The 17,243-nt window shown below is 37.8% G+C and carries 14 protein-coding genes; 11 read left to right on the top strand and 3 right to left on the bottom strand.

Annotation, left to right across the window (positions count from 1 at the left end; genetic code table 11):
• The first annotated feature begins 82 nt into the window (after positions 1–82).
• From M1F17_RS16860 to M1F17_RS16845, 4 genes are all read left to right on the top strand, one after another.
• Entirely contained in the window at positions 83–1,522 is a 1,440-nt protein-coding gene (locus M1F17_RS16860) for a purine-cytosine permease family protein (protein WP_096864389.1), read from the top strand.
• A 152-nt stretch (positions 1,523–1,674) separates the two neighbouring features.
• On the top strand, positions 1,675–2,430 hold the full coding sequence (locus M1F17_RS16855; RefSeq protein ID WP_164456037.1) for an electron transfer flavoprotein subunit beta/FixA family protein: 756 nt from the start codon (positions 1,675–1,677) through the stop codon (positions 2,428–2,430).
• Between the two features lie 15 nt (positions 2,431–2,445).
• Entirely contained in the window at positions 2,446–3,396 is a 951-nt protein-coding gene (locus M1F17_RS16850; protein WP_094961479.1) for an electron transfer flavoprotein subunit alpha/FixB family protein, read from the top strand.
• An 11-nt stretch (positions 3,397–3,407) separates the two neighbouring features.
• Complete coding sequence (locus tag M1F17_RS16845) at positions 3,408–5,090, top strand: electron transfer flavoprotein-ubiquinone oxidoreductase (RefSeq protein ID WP_206277784.1); 1,683 nt, start codon at positions 3,408–3,410, stop codon at positions 5,088–5,090.
• Positions 5,091–5,178: 88 nt separating this feature from the next.
• On the opposite strand, the gene M1F17_RS16840 is transcribed toward M1F17_RS16845, so the two are convergent.
• Positions 5,179–5,892, bottom strand: a complete 714-nt coding sequence (locus M1F17_RS16840) for a UTRA domain-containing protein (protein WP_164456031.1) — start codon at positions 5,890–5,892, stop codon at positions 5,179–5,181.
• A 276-nt stretch (positions 5,893–6,168) separates the two neighbouring features.
• Between M1F17_RS16840 and M1F17_RS16835 the strand changes: the two genes are divergently transcribed.
• From M1F17_RS16835 to M1F17_RS16805, 7 genes are all read left to right on the top strand, one after another.
• The gene (locus M1F17_RS16835; RefSeq protein ID WP_242439594.1) at positions 6,169–7,422 is read left to right on the top strand and encodes a hypothetical protein; all 1,254 of its coding nucleotides are present in this window, start codon (positions 6,169–6,171) and stop codon (positions 7,420–7,422) included.
• Positions 7,419–8,549 (top strand): hypothetical protein, encoded by a 1,131-nt coding sequence (locus M1F17_RS16830; protein WP_094961481.1) that lies wholly within the window; start codon positions 7,419–7,421, stop codon positions 8,547–8,549. Before M1F17_RS16835 ends, M1F17_RS16830 begins: the two co-directional genes overlap by 4 nt.
• A 515-nt stretch (positions 8,550–9,064) precedes the next feature.
• The gene (locus M1F17_RS16825) at positions 9,065–9,739 is read left to right on the top strand and encodes a CsgG/HfaB family protein (RefSeq protein WP_094961482.1); all 675 of its coding nucleotides are present in this window, start codon (positions 9,065–9,067) and stop codon (positions 9,737–9,739) included.
• Positions 9,740–9,748: 9 nt separating this feature from the next.
• Positions 9,749–10,102: a DUF4810 domain-containing protein gene (locus tag M1F17_RS16820; RefSeq protein WP_094961483.1), complete on the top strand. Its 354-nt coding sequence runs from the start codon at positions 9,749–9,751 to the stop codon at positions 10,100–10,102.
• On the top strand, positions 10,099–10,755 hold the full coding sequence (locus M1F17_RS16815) for a DUF799 domain-containing protein (RefSeq protein WP_094961484.1): 657 nt from the start codon (positions 10,099–10,101) through the stop codon (positions 10,753–10,755). Before M1F17_RS16820 ends, M1F17_RS16815 begins: the two co-directional genes overlap by 4 nt.
• Before the next feature lie 531 nt (positions 10,756–11,286).
• Positions 11,287–12,690: a tryptophanase gene (locus M1F17_RS16810; protein WP_318837076.1), complete on the top strand. Its 1,404-nt coding sequence runs from the start codon at positions 11,287–11,289 to the stop codon at positions 12,688–12,690.
• A gap of 63 nt (positions 12,691–12,753) precedes the next feature.
• Positions 12,754–14,001, top strand: coding sequence for an aromatic amino acid transporter (locus M1F17_RS16805; protein ID WP_036958033.1), 1,248 nt, complete (start codon positions 12,754–12,756; stop codon positions 13,999–14,001).
• A gap of 91 nt (positions 14,002–14,092) precedes the next feature.
• Here the strand turns inward: M1F17_RS16805 and M1F17_RS16800 are convergent, their stop codons facing one another.
• Both M1F17_RS16800 and M1F17_RS16795 read right to left on the bottom strand, forming a co-directional pair.
• The gene (locus M1F17_RS16800; RefSeq protein ID WP_164457087.1) at positions 14,093–15,094 is read right to left on the bottom strand and encodes an energy transducer TonB; all 1,002 of its coding nucleotides are present in this window, start codon (positions 15,092–15,094) and stop codon (positions 14,093–14,095) included.
• Positions 15,091–17,226 carry a TonB-dependent receptor gene (locus M1F17_RS16795; protein WP_226617073.1) on the bottom strand — a complete coding sequence of 712 codons (2,136 nt, stop codon included), beginning with the start codon at positions 17,224–17,226 and terminating at the stop codon, positions 15,091–15,093. Before M1F17_RS16795 ends, M1F17_RS16800 begins: the two co-directional genes overlap by 4 nt.
• Positions 17,227–17,243: the final 17 nt, after the last annotated feature.

The following is a 17,243-nucleotide window of genomic DNA, read 5'->3' as shown; positions in this document are numbered from 1 at the left end:
ACCTTACAACTGTAGTTATTGCGGTTCCATTACGATTAATTGGTTCATTCTTTAAGCCAGCCTTGCTTAAAGAGGAGTTACCATGACAGTTTCAAACGACATCGCTACAGGGCAAAAAAACCGGCAGGAGAATGTACCCTTAATCGAAGCGCGTTCCATCGATTACATTCCAGAGTCCGAGCGCCATGGCACTTTATCGAGCCAATTCACACTTTGGTTCGGTTCTAATTTGCAAATAACGGCAATTGTAACGGGGGCCTTGGCAGTCGTGCTTGGCGGAGATGTATTCTGGTCATTAATTGGCTTGTTTATTGGCCAATTATTAGGTGGTGCGGTGATGGCCTTGCATGCGGTGCAAGGGCCGAAATTGGGGTTACCACAAATGATCTCGAGTCGTGTACAGTTTGGCGTATACGGTGCCGTCATCCCTATTTTATTAGTTTGCATGATGTATGTCGGGTTTTCTGCTAGTGGTACCGTGCTGGCAGGGCAAGCGGTTGGTCAGTTGTTACATGTGACTGATTGGGTTGGAATTATTATTTTTGGTGTGGTGATTATCGGCATTACAATTTGTGGTTATCGCATCATTCATATTTTAGGGAAAGTAGCGAGCGTTATCGGCGTGATTACGTTCTTTTATCTATTTTTCCGTCTATTTTATATGAATGATGTTTCGGTATTACTGGAAAACCGCCATTTTAGCTGGACGAACTTTTTATTAGCGATGTCATTGTCTGCTTCTTGGCAAATTGCATTTGGGCCTTATGTTGCTGACTATTCTCGTTATTTACCGACTAAAACCCCGACAATTAAAGCCTTCTTGGCTGTGGGTTCAGGCACAGTAATTGGTACGCAAGCCTCAATGATTTTAGGGGTTTTTGCCGCAGCGCTTGCCGGCAATAAGTTTGCCGGTAATGAAGTCTCGTATATTGTGGGCTTAGGCAGCACAGGTTTAATCGCGGCGTTGCTATACATCAGTATTTTCTATGGGAAAGTGACAATAACTGCATTGAATGCCTATGGTAGCTTTATGTCTATGGCTGCGATTTGGTGTGGCTTCCGTGGGAAAAGCCAAATTTCTCGTGGCCAACGGTTGTTCTTTATTATTCTAATGGTCAGTTTTTCAACACTACTTGGGTTAGCGGGCCAGCACTCATTTTTAAAACTCTTCTCTGCTTTTTTATTGTTTTTACTTGCATTCTTTACCCCTTGGAGTGCAATTAATTTAGTTGACTACTATTGGGTCACTAAAGGTCGCTACGACGTTCCCGAACTTGCAAACCCAAATGGCCGCTATGGGCGTTGGAATAAAGTCGGGATATTCACTTACATTGCCGGTGTATTAATACAATTACCATTTATATCAACAGGTTTTTATACCGGGCCTTTAGTCGAAAAACTCGGTGGTGTCGATATTTCATGGATTGTTGGCTTAGTAGCAACAAGTATTCTTTACTATGTTGCGATTAAAAAATGGCCTATGTCAGTCGCAGATCGGTTGATATTACCGACAACAAAATAACCATTTCATAAAAAACTAGCATTAAAAAGCGTAAAAATTGAGATAGCCAGTAGCAGTGTAACTATCACTGTTACGGTTTCTCTCAACCTAAAAAACGGTTTTAGAACATTACCATACCCACCAATCGTTGAAGAATTGGGATAGGAGTTGCTATGAAAATTTTAGTCGCAGTGAAGCGAGTGATAGACCATAACGTCAAAATAAGAGTAAAAGCCGATGGTTCAGGGGTTGAATTGGCGAATGTCAAAATGGCAATTAATCCATTTGATGAAATTGCCGTCGAAGAAGCTGTGCGTTTAAAAGAGGCGGGAAAAGCAACAGAAGTGATTGTGGTTTCCATCGGTGACATTGGTTATCAAGAAACATTACGTAGTGCGATGGCGATTGGCGCTGATCGTGGGATTTTAGTACAAAGATCTGGGGAGTTAACACTAGAGCCACTGGATATAGCGCGTTTACTTCAACAAATCGTAGAAAGGGAACAGCCAGATCTTATTTTATTAGGCAAACAAGCTATTGATGATGATTGCAATCAAATAGGCCAAATGCTCAGCGCATTATTGGATTACCCGCAAGCGACATTTGCTTCTCAAGTTAAGCTTGAAGGGCAATCACTGCAAGTTACGAGGGAAATTGACGGTGGTTTAGAAACGTTAGAAATGCCATTGCCAGCGGTCATCACAACAGACTTACGGCTCAATGAACCTCGTTATGCAACTTTACCTAATATCATGAAAGCGAAGAAAAAAACGTTAGATATTATCGATATTACTGATATGGATTTTACCCCATTAGGGCAAATTAAAACACTTAGTGTCTCAGAACCCAAAAAACGAGCGGGGCAATGTACATTGCTAAGCAGTGCGACAGAGCTAGTCAGTGCATTACAAGCGAAAGAAGTGATTTAATCGAGGAAAATACCTATGAGCCAAATATCTGTATTAGTGGTTGTCGAGCATGATAATCAAACAATAAAAACCTCTACTTATCATAGTATTAACGCTGCAGAACAACTTCTCACCGCAGGTGGCCATTTGCACTTATTAGTTGCAGGAAGTGAGACAGAATTGGTCGCTCAGCTAGCTGCGAGTATAAAAGGCGTGAGTAAAGTCCTAGAAATACAATCAGATAACCTTAAAAACCAACTTGCAGAACCGATGGCTCATGCGGTGGTGAATATTGCAGAAGAATATACTCATTTACTGTTTCCAGCGACGACATTTGGTAAAAATATTGCCCCACGGGTTGCTGCAAAGTTAGGGATCGCACAAGTTTCAGATATTACTCAAGTTATTGATTCGCAAACTTTTATTAGACCTATTTATGCAGGGAATGCGTTAGCAACGGTACAAAACAATGGCCAGAAAGTGGTCATTACGGTGCGTAGTTCGGCATTTTCAGGGGGATATGAAACGCAAAATAGTGCTGAAATAGAGAAAGTTTCCCTTGCCGATATACTGCTGCGTAGTCAATTAAAAAGCCAATCTTTAACTCAAGTTAGCCGTGCGGAATTGAGCTCTGCAAAAGTGGTTATTTCAGGCGGGAGAGGCTTGAGCTCAGGTGAAAATTTTGCGTTATTGGAAACGATAGCTGACAAGCTAGGAGCTGCGGTTGGGGCTTCACGTGCTGCGGTAGACGCTGGTTTTGTGCCAAATGACTACCAAGTAGGACAAACAGGGAAAATTGTCGCACCTGATTTGTACATAGCTGTAGGAATTTCGGGGGCAATTCAGCATGTTGCAGGAATGAAAGAAAGCAAAGTGATCGTTGCTATCAATAGTGATCCTGAGGCACCGATTTTCCAAGTTGCGGATTATGGCATTGTTGGCGATCTGTTTGAGATCTTACCTGAATTTGACAAAGCATTGGCGTAATGGAGGGGCTCATGGCTATCGACAATATTGAGAAAATAAACGAGGCTCCCGAGCGGGAATCGATGGAGTTCGATGTCCTGATTGTCGGTGGTGGGCCCGCGGGGTTATCTGCAGCAATACGTTTAAAGCAGCTAGCGGCAAAGAAAGGAACAGAAATTTCGGTTTGTTTAATTGATAAAGGTGCACAGATAGGAGCTCATATTTTATCTGGTGCAGTGATAGACCCACGTGCTCTCGATGAATTGCTACCAGATTGGCAGCAAAAGGTTTCGGCTTCTTTAACACCTGTAAGCCATGACCGTTTTTTATGGCTAAAAGAAAATAAAGCGAGTCATTTACCCCTCTCTTTATTACCAAACTGTTTGAAAAACAATGATAATTTCATTGGTAGCTTAGGGGAGATAAGTGCTGCACTAGCCGCGGAGGCAGAAGAATTAGGTGTTGATGTCTTTGCCGGTTTTGCTGCCACGGAGGTGTTATTTGATGATAAAAACCAAGTGATAGGCGTCACAACTGGAGATATGGGGCTTGATAAATTAGGCAACCCAACACAGATGTACCAACCGGGTATGAATTTACTGGCAAAAATGACCTTTTTTGCGGAAGGGTGCCGTGGTCAGCTAGGTAAGCAATTGATAAATCATTTTAATTTAGCCACAGAGAGCGGTAAACAAACCTATGGTTTGGGGATCAAGGAAATTTGGCAAATTCCAAAAGAGCAACATCAAGCAGGGTTAGTTGTTCATTCCGTTGGCTGGCCGCTAGATAACCACACCTATGGTGGCGGCTTTGCTTATCATTATGGGGATAACTTAGTCGCAGTGGGTTTGGTGGTCGGGTTAAATTATGAAAATCCGTATTTATCACCGTTTGATGAGTTTCAACGCTTAAAAACCCATCCTGCTTTTAGTGATTTCTTATCGGGTGGAGAACGGATCAGCTATGGTGCTAGAACGATGGTGGCGGGTGGGTTAGCCGCGTTACCTGAACTAAGCTTTCCCGGAGGTGTGTTAATTGGTGATGATGCAGGTTTTCTTAATGCAGCCCGAATTAAAGGCACCCATTGTGCGGTGAAAAGTGGGTTATTAGCAGCAGAAGCTTGGTTCAGTGCTAACCAGAATGGAATGGTTGATTATTTACAGTTTAAAAAGCAATTTCGCCAGCTATTTGAAGAGAGCTGGTTATATCAAGAGCTTTATCAAACACGCAATTTTAAGCCCTATATGAAAAAAGGGCTAGTGGTTGGTTCAATGCTATTTGGTGCAGAACAACTGTTATTTAAGGGGCGTACCCCGTGGACGTTGAAATTAAAACAATCGGATCATGAAGGAATAAAGGAAGCCAAGGGTTTTACACCGATAGATTACCCAAAACCCGATGGTAAATTAACGTTTGATAAGTCTTCTTCCGTATTTTTATCGAATACTAACCATGAAGAAGAACAACCCTGCCATTTAAAACTGGCTGATATTAATGTCCCTATCCAAGTTAATTTAATGAAATATGCTGCGCCCGAGACGCGTTATTGCCCCGCGGGAGTTTATGAAATTGTAGGGAATAAAAGCGAGGAAAAACTGCAAATTAATGCGCAAAACTGCCTGCATTGTAAGGCTTGTGACATTAAAGATCCGTTACAAAATATCACCTGGACTGCTCCCCAAGGAGGGGAAGGGCCTATTTATCAAGGAATGTAAAACGAATTTATTGTGATGTAGTTGTGCTTGATATTTTTGTTTTATCAGTCGCTTTGGGGCAATTTTGCCCCATTTTTTTATTTTTGCATTAATTCTCAATTCGAGAATGTAATTTTAATTTGTAACGCGAGCCAGCTGTGATCATATTAACATAGCTAATTAGAGTGCTACCTGTCCAAGTGCGACGGCTAAGTTGTAAGCAAGGTGAGTTTTCTTTAATTGATAATGATTGAGCAATAGATTTTGTGGCTAATGCAGCTTCAATGGTATGTTCCATTTCACTGACAGGAAAATGGCGTTGCAAATAACCGCTAGGAGTTTCAGTGTCACCATATTTTTGCTTAACAAAGTCGGGCACAATGGCGTGGTTAACATAGCGTTCTTCTAACATTAAAGGAATATCGTTTTCAAAATGTAGTACTTTACAATAGCCCACATCACTTCCTTCACTAATCCCGAGCTGTAGTGCAATTTCTGCTGATGCGGGAATAATCTTTAGTTGCAGCTGGTGGCCGCTATATTTATTACCACTTGTTGAGATCTCATCAAAAATATCAAACGCTTTTGTTACGGGGAGCTCATGTTTTTGAGTGGCGACAAATGTGCCTTTGCCCGCAATACGATGTAGGATCCCTTTTTGACTTAACTCTGAAATGGCTTTATTCACGGTCATACGGCTTACATTGAATTGAGCACATAGCTCTAATTCTGTCGGTATTTGTGTTTCAGGCTTAAAAATACCTAAATCAATACTGCGTAAAATGTAAGACTGAATTTGCTTATATGCAGGTTGTAATGTCATCGCTGTTATTCAAAATTATTGTTAAAGGAAGGAGTGGTAACATTGTTTTATTGCCACATTTCACTCACAAACTTTGTATTGAATGCAAGTTTATCAGTAATTACTGGCTTTGCTAGTAGGAGATACCTATTTCTAATGATTAACCTGAGTTAAATAGCTGTTTAAGGTGCTCGTCCTTATCTGAATTATTTAATTATAAGGTAAGTTTTACTAGGGCTATATACCTTTATTTATTATCATAATGTTAAATTTACTTAGCGAAATAGGCATTTATTCATGCGAGTTCAATATTTCCATGTCAGTCTTACTCAATGTGACTATCAAAATGTCAGCCCAATGGGAATGGTAAGATTGATTGCCTCCCAAAAAGTATTTTTCTTTAATCAAGGTGATTTTTCAAATAGTGAAATTTTTTTAGAACGCTTACAACAAGGCGATACCTTGGTTATTTGTGCAGAAGAGATGAATGATGGCAGTTATTGGGCTGAGTGGGTTTACCATGAAAAGCATGGTCGACTTGAGCCAGATAGAACCATTAGTTTTAATCGCTCACTAGGAAAACAGTATTTAATTTCGTTAGCCTTAATGGCCCTGATACCTGCAGTGTATTACTGTTTTATTAATGCAGATGATAGCTTCTTAATGATTATCTTAGTCTCACTTTTAGGCTGTGCTGCCTTTGGTGGAATAGTTTTGTTTGCTCTTGCACTGGCCGAGACTAAGCATATTTTAAGTCCAAAACGAAAATCAATTTTAAAAGCGTTGGATTTAGTTATTGATGGGCAATATCAAAAGAGTGAACAAGAGCAACAAATTGAAATTTTAGGAATTAAAAGCTTAAAAAATAAAGCCAATAAATTACGTAAATCAGCAGATAACTATCGTGATAAAGCGTCATTACTCGTCACCCGTGGGAAGGTTAATATTACATCAACCCTCAGCTTAACAGTTGCTACGGGGGATGCAGAACAAAAGCTCAATCATGTTGGTTTGCAGATTAATAAAAGCCATATGGATGTTCTAATTTCAGCAAATGAACCCTTATTCAACAACCACAATCTATTTATTGCTCAAGGTGATGAGCTTGAAGTTTTTCATAAAAATATCCAAGCGCATTCAAAAGAGCAGGTCATTTTTGGTATTTACAATCACCAAGACGGGCTTGCCTATAGCTTGATTGGTAAGGGGGCTCCTCAAGAACGAGGTTTTTATTTCGGGCTGTGGGGGGTCATTTGCTTACTTTTAATGTTCTTTGTCTTTATGGCCGGAGGGTTATCAATTTCTGAAACCCTAGAGAAAGGTGGATATTGGGATTATTGGGACTGGGTTAATATTGTGGATACAGGTGTGCTATTTATCAGTTTCGCAGTAACGATTTTATTCGGTATCAGTTTTCTTATTGCTTTGTGCGTGGCGATATATTTTAAATTATCTCAGCGTGGAAATGGGTATTATCAAGCGCAATATATTTTGAAGCATCTACGTCGTAAGAATGGCCAAACGGATTATGTGACGGAGGTGCGCTCATGAACCCATTTCTGAGTAAACGTTTTCTCTTTTTGGCTTTGGTGTTTGTATTAAGCCTCGCTTTCACTTTTATTATTTTTATTCGTACTGGTACGGTTGATTGGCAGTGGAAAAACCACAATGAAAATAGCTTCCCGATTGGTAGTTATGATTTTGCAACAACATTTCCAGCAGAAAATGGGATGTTAGTTATAGCTCAAAAAAGTGGCCGCTCTAATTATTATTACTCGTCTTATAATACTTATATGCCTTCAAGTGAATATGATAACCAGATTTTATTTGCAGATAATAATGGCGTGCATTTTATTACTTATAGCGATCAAAGTTTTTATAATGCAGTCTGTGAAAGAAAACAATGTTTAATGATGTTCAGTGATGGCTATCAAAAAATTAACTTAACTGATTTTTCAGTGAGTGAATTTACACCTTGGAGTAAAAAAACTGGCAAGCTATTTTCAACGTTGATTATGGGAAAAATCTACTTATCTAAAAGCTCTCCTTTCTATGTTGTTGCGGATAATGAAAATATTTTTATCAGCGCTGATAAAGGAATGACATGGGAACATTTTATGAATGTTCGTGATTTAGCCAAGTCATTATATCCTGAAGAAATTGAAGGAAATTCAAATTTTTCTTATGCAACATATCGAGATAAAATAGTGATGTGGTATAGCTATGGCAACCAAATGGGATCATTAGAAGTTATTATGGATATCCCAACAAAACAGGTTATTAGCAGTAAATGGCTGCCTGTCAGGATCAATGAATCAGCACAAAATCGTAATGGTGATATTTTTGTGGTTGCTCAAGAGCCCTCACGTCGCTTATTTTCTTTGATGCAATTTCATACTAATGGTAATTTTGAGGTGATGGCAGAAAGCGGTTATAACCACATGAACAGCTTAGAAGTCGGCAATCAAGGTTTAATTGTTTCGAATATAGTTAGAGGTTCGCAACAATATTTAATGATGGATTTTGCCACGAAAGAGATCCGTTATCGTCCTCAGTTTCCTTTGTATAACAAAATATACAATATGGCGGACCAATCCTTGATTGAAATAGAAAGTACTTATTCAAATGAAAGTGCGCTGACTAAAGGAGCACAAGTTTCTTATCAATCATTGCATTGATGCGTAAAGATGATTTAGTGTGTTCTCATTCAATAAGGATAGGGTTTTCCCTATCTTTTTTGTTATTGTTATTTAAAGGTTAAGCTAATACTAAAATAGGTATAGTTTGCAGTTTAAGGAGAGGAAGAGTACGTTTTAATGATAGACTAAAAATAGATAAAAATTAAACGATTTTAACTCATTATATGGAAGTAAGTTGTATAATTAGAAATATATAATAAAAATAAAAGAAATGTAGTTAATAATATATAGTATTAACTATAGATGATGATATTCAATATCATCATTAAAGATTACTAGCTAATTATTCTTTATAGATGTATTAATATTTAATCAACCATTTGATTAAATATTAGTAAACCTTGGTTACTTTATGAGTATTGCAGTCATTAAAAAACAAACTAAATGTCAGATAAAAAATAAGTAAGATTGACTAGACCCTACTTTTCATTTAATGCAAAATAGCAATGCAAAATTAATTCTAATTCTAATTTTATTTTAATTGAGATAGCTAAATGAATATATCCAAAATCAGCATTGCATCTATTCTTATTGCAAGTGCATTATTAAGTGGTTGTGCTAAAGAATCTTCTCGTTCTTTAGCCGTAGAAAAAGTTGCGACATATAATACTCAATATTCAGGCCCAAAAAGCCCAATATCAATAGGGAAATTTGATAATCGTTCTAGTTATATGAATGGCATTTTCTCTGATGGGGTTGATCGTTTAGGTAATCAATCTAAAACCATTTTGATGACACATTTACAGCAAACGGGTCGTTTTAATGTATTAGACCGTGCAAATATGCAAGAACTTAAAGAAGAAGCTGGTATTAAAGGTCAGTCGCAACAGTTAAAAGGTGCAACTTATGTAATTACTGGTGATGTTACTGAATTTGGGCGAAAAGAAGTTGGGGATCGCCAGTTATTCGGTATTTTAGGTCGTGGTAAATCACAGGTCGCTTACGCCAAAGTCAATTTAAACGTTGTTAATGTTCAAACATCTGAAGTGGTCTTTTCTTCACAAGGTGCTGGTGAATATGAATTATCAAATAGAGAAGTGATTGGTTTTGGTGGCACTGCCAGTTATGACTCAACATTGAATGGTAAAGTATTAGATTTAGCAATTAGGGAAGCGGTAAATAACTTAGTTTCTGGTATAGAAAGTGGTGCATGGCAGCCAGCTAAATAAGGAAATACGATGAAAATTAAATTATTGGCTATGGTAGCCGGCGTAATTTTATTAAATGGCTGCGCTAATGAACCCAAACCACTATATAACTGGGATGGTTATCAAACAACGGTCTACCAATATTACCAACAAACAGAAACTGGCCCTCAAGAACAAATTCAAGCTTTGAAAAAGAATTTGGAAATGAGCAAAGCAAAAGGTTTAGCAACTCCGCCAGGGTTGCATGCGCATTTAGGGTTATTGTATTCAACAACTGGAGCGGTTGATCTTGCAATGCAAGAATTTACTGCGGAAAAAGCATTGTATCCAGAATCTGCGGCTTACATGGATTTTCTCATGAAAAATAAAGGAAAAGTAAAATGAAACATTTACTTATAGTCTGCGGATTGGTGATGACATGGTTATTAACGGGATGTGCTCAGCCAACTAAAGTTGATTACACGGCATTTAATCAAAGTAAGCCTAAAAGTATTCTGGTGCTATTACCACAAAACAGTTCACCAGAAGTACAAGCAAGTCATGGTTTATTATCACAAGCGACTCTTCCTTTAGCTGAGGCTGGCTACTATGTTTTCCCTGTTGCTGTTGTTGAGGAAACATTTAAGCAAAATGGGATGACAAATGCAGGTGACATTCAAGCTGTTCCACCTGCAAAATTGCGCGAAATTTTTGGTAATGATGCCGTACTTTACTTGAATATCACTGAATACGGTACAAGTTATCAGGTTATTTCTAGTGATACTCGTGTCACTGCGGATGCGAAATTGGTTGACGCTAGAACAGGAACGTTATTATGGAGTGGCTCAGCGACTGCATCTAGTGCTGAAAATAATTCCTCGTCAAATGGTATTATTGGGGCATTAGTATCTGCTGTTGTTAACCAAATCGTAGATACAATGACAGATAAAAGCTATGCAATTGCAGGTATAACAAGTGTCAGGTTATTATCTGCAGGTAAGCCTAATGGTATCTTATATGGGCCTAGATCGCCTAAATATGGTAAAGATGCTCAGTAATTATTAATTATTGAATAATGGGCAAAATAGAATAAAATATTTTGCCCATTTTATTTAAGTTAAATGTTATTTAAGTGAAATTAACTTATTTAATTATCGTGTTACATTGTTTATACGTTTTTTAATTGGGATGATTAAACTAAAAATAATAATATTAAACTCTTATTTAATATATGGGTTAATACTGTGACTTGAATCAAGTTGTTCTAGTCTATCTCACTAATAGTGTGATATAGGTACAATATTATGACAATAGCGATTACTTTGGTAACCCAACTGTTATATATATAATAATAGTCGGTTGTACTAATTCCTCGTTGATAGGAGTCATAGTATGTTCTTGTTAAACGAATCACTTATATCAAGGTATTTCTTCTATATGAAGAAATGGTTCAATATTGATATTTCTTTAGCCTTCTTCTTTCCAAACAAATAACCTTTCTCTTTTCCTTTCTTAAAATTTTTTAACTTATTTAACTATAGGTTAGATCTCTAATATTTATTATTTAATGAAAAATTAAAGGTATTATCATGGCTAAAAGAATTGTAGAACCATTCCGTATTAAAATGGTAGAAAATATCCGTATTCCATCAAGAGAAGAACGTGAAGCGGCGTTAAAAGAAGCGGGATATAACCCATTCTTATTACCAAGTAGTGCAGTTTATATTGATTTATTAACTGACTCAGGCACCAATGCGATGAGTGACCACCAATGGGCAGCAATGATCACCGGTGATGAGGCATATGCAGGATCTCGTAACTATTATGATTTAAAAGATAAAGTGAAAGAGATGTTTGACTATGATTATGTCATTCCTGCTCACCAAGGTCGTGGTGCTGAAAATATGTTATTCCCTGTTTTATTAAAAGTAAAACAGGAACAAGGTGGAGCTAAAAAACCAGTCTTTATTTCTAATTTCCACTTTGATACAACAGCAGCTCATGTTGAATTAAACGGTTGTAAAGCAATTAATATTGTTACCGAAAAAGCCTATGACTCGGATACTTACGATGACTGGAAAGGCAATTTTGATATCCAAAAATTAAAAGATAATATTGCTGAGCATGGTACAGAAAACGTAGTCGCAATTGTATCTACTGTAACTTGTAATAGTGCAGGCGGTCAGCCAGTATCAATGGCGAATTTGAAAGAAGTTTATGAAATAGCTAAACAGCATAATATCTTTGTTGTCATGGATTCTGCACGTTTCTGTGAAAATGCGTATTTTATTAAAGAGCGCGACCCTAAATATAAAAACTCGACTATTAAAGAAATTATTCTTGATATGTATAAATATGCTGATGCATTAACGATGTCAGCGAAAAAAGACCCATTATTAAATATTGGTGGGTTGGTTTGTATTAAAAATGACGAGAAAATCTTTACGTTGGCAAGACAACGCTGTGTACCAATGGAAGGCTTCGTGACCTATGGCGGTTTAGCGGGTCGTGATATGGCTGCAATGGTACAAGGTCTTGAAGAAGGGGCTGGAGAAGAATATCTACATTATCGTATTGGCCAAGTTAAATATTTAGGTGACCGCTTGCGTGAAGGTGGAATTTCAATTCAATATCCTACAGGGGGACATGCCGTATTTGTCGATTGTAAAAAGCTGGTTCCTCATATTCCTGGTGATCAGTTCCCTGCGCAAGCGGTGATTAACGCACTTTATTTAGAATCAGGTGTCCGTGCGGTTGAAATTGGTTCATTTTTATTAGGGCGTGATCCTGAAACTGGTAAGCAAAAACACGCAGATATGGAGTTTATGCGGTTAACCATTGCAAGACGTGTTTATACCAATGACCATATGGATTACATTGCAGATGCTCTGATTGGTTTAAAAGATAAATTTGCAACCCTCAAAGGGCTGGATTTTGAATATGAACCGCCAGTATTAAGACACTTTACTGCTAGATTAAAACCAATTAAATAATAGGTCGCTCGTATGGTTCCCGTGCAATGCGGGAACCTCATCCTTATTCTTAAGGTAAACACCATGAATAATTCGGCAGCCAAAAAAGAACCCTCCATAATGGTAGGGGGTTTTGTGCTAGGCGGTGCCATGATTGGGGCGGGGATGTTTAGCTTGCCTACTATTATGGCTGGAGCTTGGTTTATTAACTCTGTAGTTATCTTGTTAGTTGTTTGCTTTTTTATGTTTCATTCAGGGATTTATATTTTAGAATGTATATCGAAATATGGAGCAGGAACGAATTACTTTTTTATCTCTAAAGAATTATTACCCAGATGGGCATGCTATATTGCAAATATGGCATTAATATTTGTACTCTACATACTAATTTATGCCTATATATCAGCAGCAGGTTCAGTTATTAAAGAAGCTGCCGCCATTTACGGATACAATATTAATTTAAGATTAATATTTATTATTTTTACATTAATTCTAGGTGCGAGCATCTGGTGGAGTGGTGTAGGGGCAAGTCGTCTAACATCATTATTTTTATTCATTAAAATAATTCTGTTTATTTTAGCTTTCTCCGGTTTATTTTTTATCGTAAAAACAGATTTACTATTAACTTCCCCCGTTGAAGGAGGACAAACAGCGTTATTACCTTTTGTTTTTATTATTATTCCTTATGCAATTACTTCTTTTGGTTATCATGGGAATGTTTGTAGCTTGTATAAGCTGTATCATGAGAATGAAAGAAAGGTCGTTAAAAGTTGTGTTATCGGTTGTGTATTGGCATTGGTGCTCTATTTTCTCTGGATCATGGGGACAATGGGAAATCTGCCGCGGGCAGAGTTTTTAACAATAATTAATAAAGGTGGTAATTTAGATGCTTTTATTGAATCACTATATGCGGTACTGAATAGCAAAAATATTGCGACATTCTTACTGTGGTTCTCTATTAGTGCTGTATTTTGCTCATTCTTAGGTGTTGCAATTGGGTTATTTGATTACATTCTTGCTTCGTTGAATTTTAAGGACAACCCATCAGGTAGAATGAAATCTGCATTATTATGCTTCTTGCCTCCTCTTATTCTTTGCATGTTATTCCCAAATGGTTTTTTAATCGCAATAGCATATGCAGGTATGGCTGCATGTATCTGGGCGATTATTTGCCCTGCAGTTATGGCATTAAAGGTAAGAGAGCGTTTTCCTGATTCGAGATTCAAAGTGTGGGGCGGAAAAGGGTTAATCTATGCCGTTATCGCCTTTGGAGTAGTCGGCATTATTTGCCAATTGTTAGCGCAGTTTAATTTGTTACCGATATACCGTTAATTTTTCAAAATACAAGCTGTAAAATAACTGCAAAGGTACAGTGAGGGTTCGCTGTACCTTTTTTCTATCCAACGATATGGCGGATTGTAGGCTAATATTGAAATATAACGGTTTTTTTAAAGTACATTTTAATATTTTGACCTTGATAAATAATGGGTTTAAAGGCCATTTTTTTAATTGCTTTAACCGCTTCTTCTCTAAAACCTAAATCAGGAATTTTGTTATTTAGTATTTCAACGGATTCAATTTGACCATCTAATCCAACTAATAACCGAATTTGCACTTTAACAACTTTTGTATAGCCTAAGGAACGAGCCTCTTTCGGATACCTAGGAGCCGCATCCTGTAAAATTGTATAGGAAATACCACTCGAACCGAGTGCGGTATAGCTGCCATCACCATTAGCAGCAAATTGGCTATTACCAGATAATCTATTATTCCCTTTACCACTTTGACCACTTTCTGAAGCTGATGGGCTTGTGGAAGATTGATTTTCAGCAGTTGAATGGAGTGGTATTTCTTTAGCTGCTTCTTGTGAGCCTTGCTGCGTTTCATGGCTTATCTTATTGGCAATAAGTTGATTTTCTGTGTTATTTTTAGTGTTATTGTTCAGTAGCTTACTTTGTTCTTTTGGCTTTTTCCCTTGTACGGACTGACTGATTTCCGGTTTTGTTTTTTCTTTTGTTTTTTGTGTGAGTAAAGGCGATTCAACCGTGTTATCAACGGGAACATTCACAGGAATCAATGAATTTTTAAGTTGAGTTTTTGAAGGTATTTCACTTTCATTAGGTTGAGACTTGCTCATCTGCTTCTGTTGGGAAGCAGCTTCAGCCCTTGAAGGGGATTCTGATATAACTTCATGTGATTGCACTTGTTTTTTATTACTCTGCTCTCCTGTGCCCCCTGAGGAGCCCATTTGTCCCCCTAGAGATAGAGTTATCGTTTCCACACCCTCGACTATAGGTACCGCCCTACCTGTTTGTAGGGCGATAAACATAATGGCAATAATATGGATAACGAGTGACAGTGCTAAAGCAAGTTTATAACGAAAAAACGGGTTTATAGTCACTGAAACATTTCCTGTTTTAATCAATAGGTAGCTTTAATGCCTGCAAAAAATGAGCGCTCATTTCCAGGAATTAATGAGCCATAACCTGCGGTAACATAGTCGTAGTAAGTTTTGTTCATTAAGTTAGTGACCCCGCCATATAATTCGATGTGTTCAATCGGCGCGTAACGAACACTGAGGTCAATGAGTTCACGTGATTTAACTACGCCATCTTCTTCTTTATTGGCATCAGAAAGGAAATTATTGTACGAACCATAATAGGTATACTGAATGTCTCCCGATAAATCATCGGTAAAATCGTATTTTACTTTTAGTTTAACGGAGTGCTCTGGCACTTTAGTTAAACCACTTTTCGTGTAATCAATGGTATTTTTGCCGTTTTCTTCCAAAAATTGGCGGCCATGATTGTTATAATCAGAACGTCCTCTGAGCCATGAATATGATTCTTGGAAGGTGAAATTACCGAGCGTTTGTTGGAAGTCAACATCGGCTCCCCAACGGCGAGTTTTCAACAAATTCATTGTCTTCGCATCATTGACACTAGTGAGATAAATACGATTTAGCTGGTTATTCGTATTAGATGTCCAGAATGTGATATTGACAGTACTAAATGCTAATTTATCTCTTAAACCGATCTCAAATAAGTCATATTTCTCATCTTCTGCCTTAGTCGGAGTATAAATTTTCTCACCATTAACGACAGATTGGTCGCTGATTTGCAAGCCATCGGGAAGGGTGTAGCCTCGTTCATATCGCCCATAAATTCGGCCAGTATCGCGATAAAGGTAAGCAAGAGAAAGTTCAGCTGCTGTATTCCAACGGTCTGAAGTGCCAGACCCATTTACTGTGCCACTTTTATCAAATGACCATTCCGACAATTCACGTCTAATCCCTTGAGTAAATACAAATTGATCTGATTTAAGACTGTTAAGGGCATAAATTGCCTTTGTTGTTTTATCATAATCAAAATTATGAGGAACCCCATAATATCGGCCTTTACTATCTTTTTTATAGCTCCCAATATAATGAATAGAAGCCTTTTGTTTGGCATAATCTATGCCAAAAAGTAGATTGCTATCATCGAGATAGCCGATATCTAATTTGATTTTTGTTCCGTGGCTTTTTTGATTAACTTTTTGTTCCCAGTTGGCATTATTAGTATAAAAACCATCAGTGTAGAAAACATCTGTAGCAAAATTGAGTTTTTCCGTAAATGCATTTTGGTAACTTAAATTATAGCTATCGACTTCGCGGTCACCGATCAAATAACCACTGATCGTTTTTTTAATTAGTTTACCATTCTCATCAATACCGACAGTGACGGTTTTGTCTGGTGGAACGTAGTCTTTACCATACTTTTTGATATTACGTGATGTGAGCGTTTTTACGTACTGAGAACTTTCAGTGAGATGACTTCCTCTCAACATGAGGCTTTGATCTGGAGTCAGATCCCATCTACCGCCTAGTGAATAATATTCTGAATTACGGTAGGTATCTTTATAGTAAAGATCACGGTTTAGTTTACTGGCAGTACCTAAAATTGAAAAGGTATCACTCACCCGAGCTCCCAAATTAGCATTTAAGCGATATCCTTCTGAGTTCCATTCAGATAAAACACTTGTTTTGGGATTAGCCATACTTCTCAGGTTTGACGTTATATTAATGACTCCACCTGCAGTCCCTGAGCCGTAAATAACGCTTCCGCCACCGGGAATGATTTCAATACGCTCAAGTTGTTCAACGGGAATAATATCGTAGTTAGTGGTATAAGGGTGATTTGCTAATGTGGTAATTGGAGCCCCATCAAGTAACACTTGTAGGTTACGTTGTGAGGTTTCAGCCCCTTGCCCCCGCAAGTCTATGTTGCCCTGCCCAGAGGTATCGACACTAATACCAGGAACAGATTTAAGCACATCAGAGATTGTGCGGTTTCCTTTGCCTTGAATATCTTCTTTTGAAATAACAATAACTTGCTTGGTATCTCGTAAACGTTCAATTTCAACATAGTCAGGTCGTGCATAGCTATCTTGTAGCTCAATTGCATCAGCAGCTTCTTGAAGCTGTGGTGATTCAAGCTCTTTATTGGTTGCATGAGTCGTAAAAGAAAGTGTTGATAAAATAATGAAACAAATAAAACTTGGCTTAAATTTAACCATATTGTTTCCAACGGAGG

It is taken from the genome of Providencia sp. PROV073 (assembly GCF_033688125.1).
GTDB lineage: Bacteria > Pseudomonadota > Gammaproteobacteria > Enterobacterales > Enterobacteriaceae > Providencia > Providencia hangzhouensis.
The sequence above is the reverse complement of the archived record's forward strand: the minus strand, read 5'-3'. Positions and strand labels throughout refer to the sequence as shown.

What these genes read in the sequence shown, in the direction of transcription:
- M1F17_RS16860 (WP_096864389.1), top strand. Translation starts at nt 83, where the DNA reads ATGACAGTTTCAAACGACATCGCTACAGGGCAAAAAAACCGGCAGGAG.
- M1F17_RS16855 (WP_164456037.1), top strand. Translation starts at nt 1,675, where the DNA reads ATGAAAATTTTAGTCGCAGTGAAGCGAGTGATAGACCATAACGTCAAA.
- M1F17_RS16850 (WP_094961479.1), top strand. Translation starts at nt 2,446, where the DNA reads ATGAGCCAAATATCTGTATTAGTGGTTGTCGAGCATGATAATCAAACA.
- M1F17_RS16845 (WP_206277784.1), top strand. Translation starts at nt 3,408, where the DNA reads ATGGCTATCGACAATATTGAGAAAATAAACGAGGCTCCCGAGCGGGAA.
- M1F17_RS16840 (WP_164456031.1), bottom strand. Translation starts at nt 5,892, where the DNA reads ATGACATTACAACCTGCATATAAGCAAATTCAGTCTTACATTTTACGC.
- M1F17_RS16835 (WP_242439594.1), top strand. Translation starts at nt 6,169, where the DNA reads ATGCGAGTTCAATATTTCCATGTCAGTCTTACTCAATGTGACTATCAA.
- M1F17_RS16830 (WP_094961481.1), top strand. Translation starts at nt 7,419, where the DNA reads ATGAACCCATTTCTGAGTAAACGTTTTCTCTTTTTGGCTTTGGTGTTT.
- M1F17_RS16825 (WP_094961482.1), top strand. Translation starts at nt 9,065, where the DNA reads ATGAATATATCCAAAATCAGCATTGCATCTATTCTTATTGCAAGTGCA.
- M1F17_RS16820 (WP_094961483.1), top strand. Translation starts at nt 9,749, where the DNA reads ATGAAAATTAAATTATTGGCTATGGTAGCCGGCGTAATTTTATTAAAT.
- M1F17_RS16815 (WP_094961484.1), top strand. Translation starts at nt 10,099, where the DNA reads ATGAAACATTTACTTATAGTCTGCGGATTGGTGATGACATGGTTATTA.
- M1F17_RS16810 (WP_318837076.1), top strand. Translation starts at nt 11,287, where the DNA reads ATGGCTAAAAGAATTGTAGAACCATTCCGTATTAAAATGGTAGAAAAT.
- M1F17_RS16805 (WP_036958033.1), top strand. Translation starts at nt 12,754, where the DNA reads ATGAATAATTCGGCAGCCAAAAAAGAACCCTCCATAATGGTAGGGGGT.
- M1F17_RS16795 (WP_226617073.1), bottom strand. Translation starts at nt 17,226, where the DNA reads ATGGTTAAATTTAAGCCAAGTTTTATTTGTTTCATTATTTTATCAACA.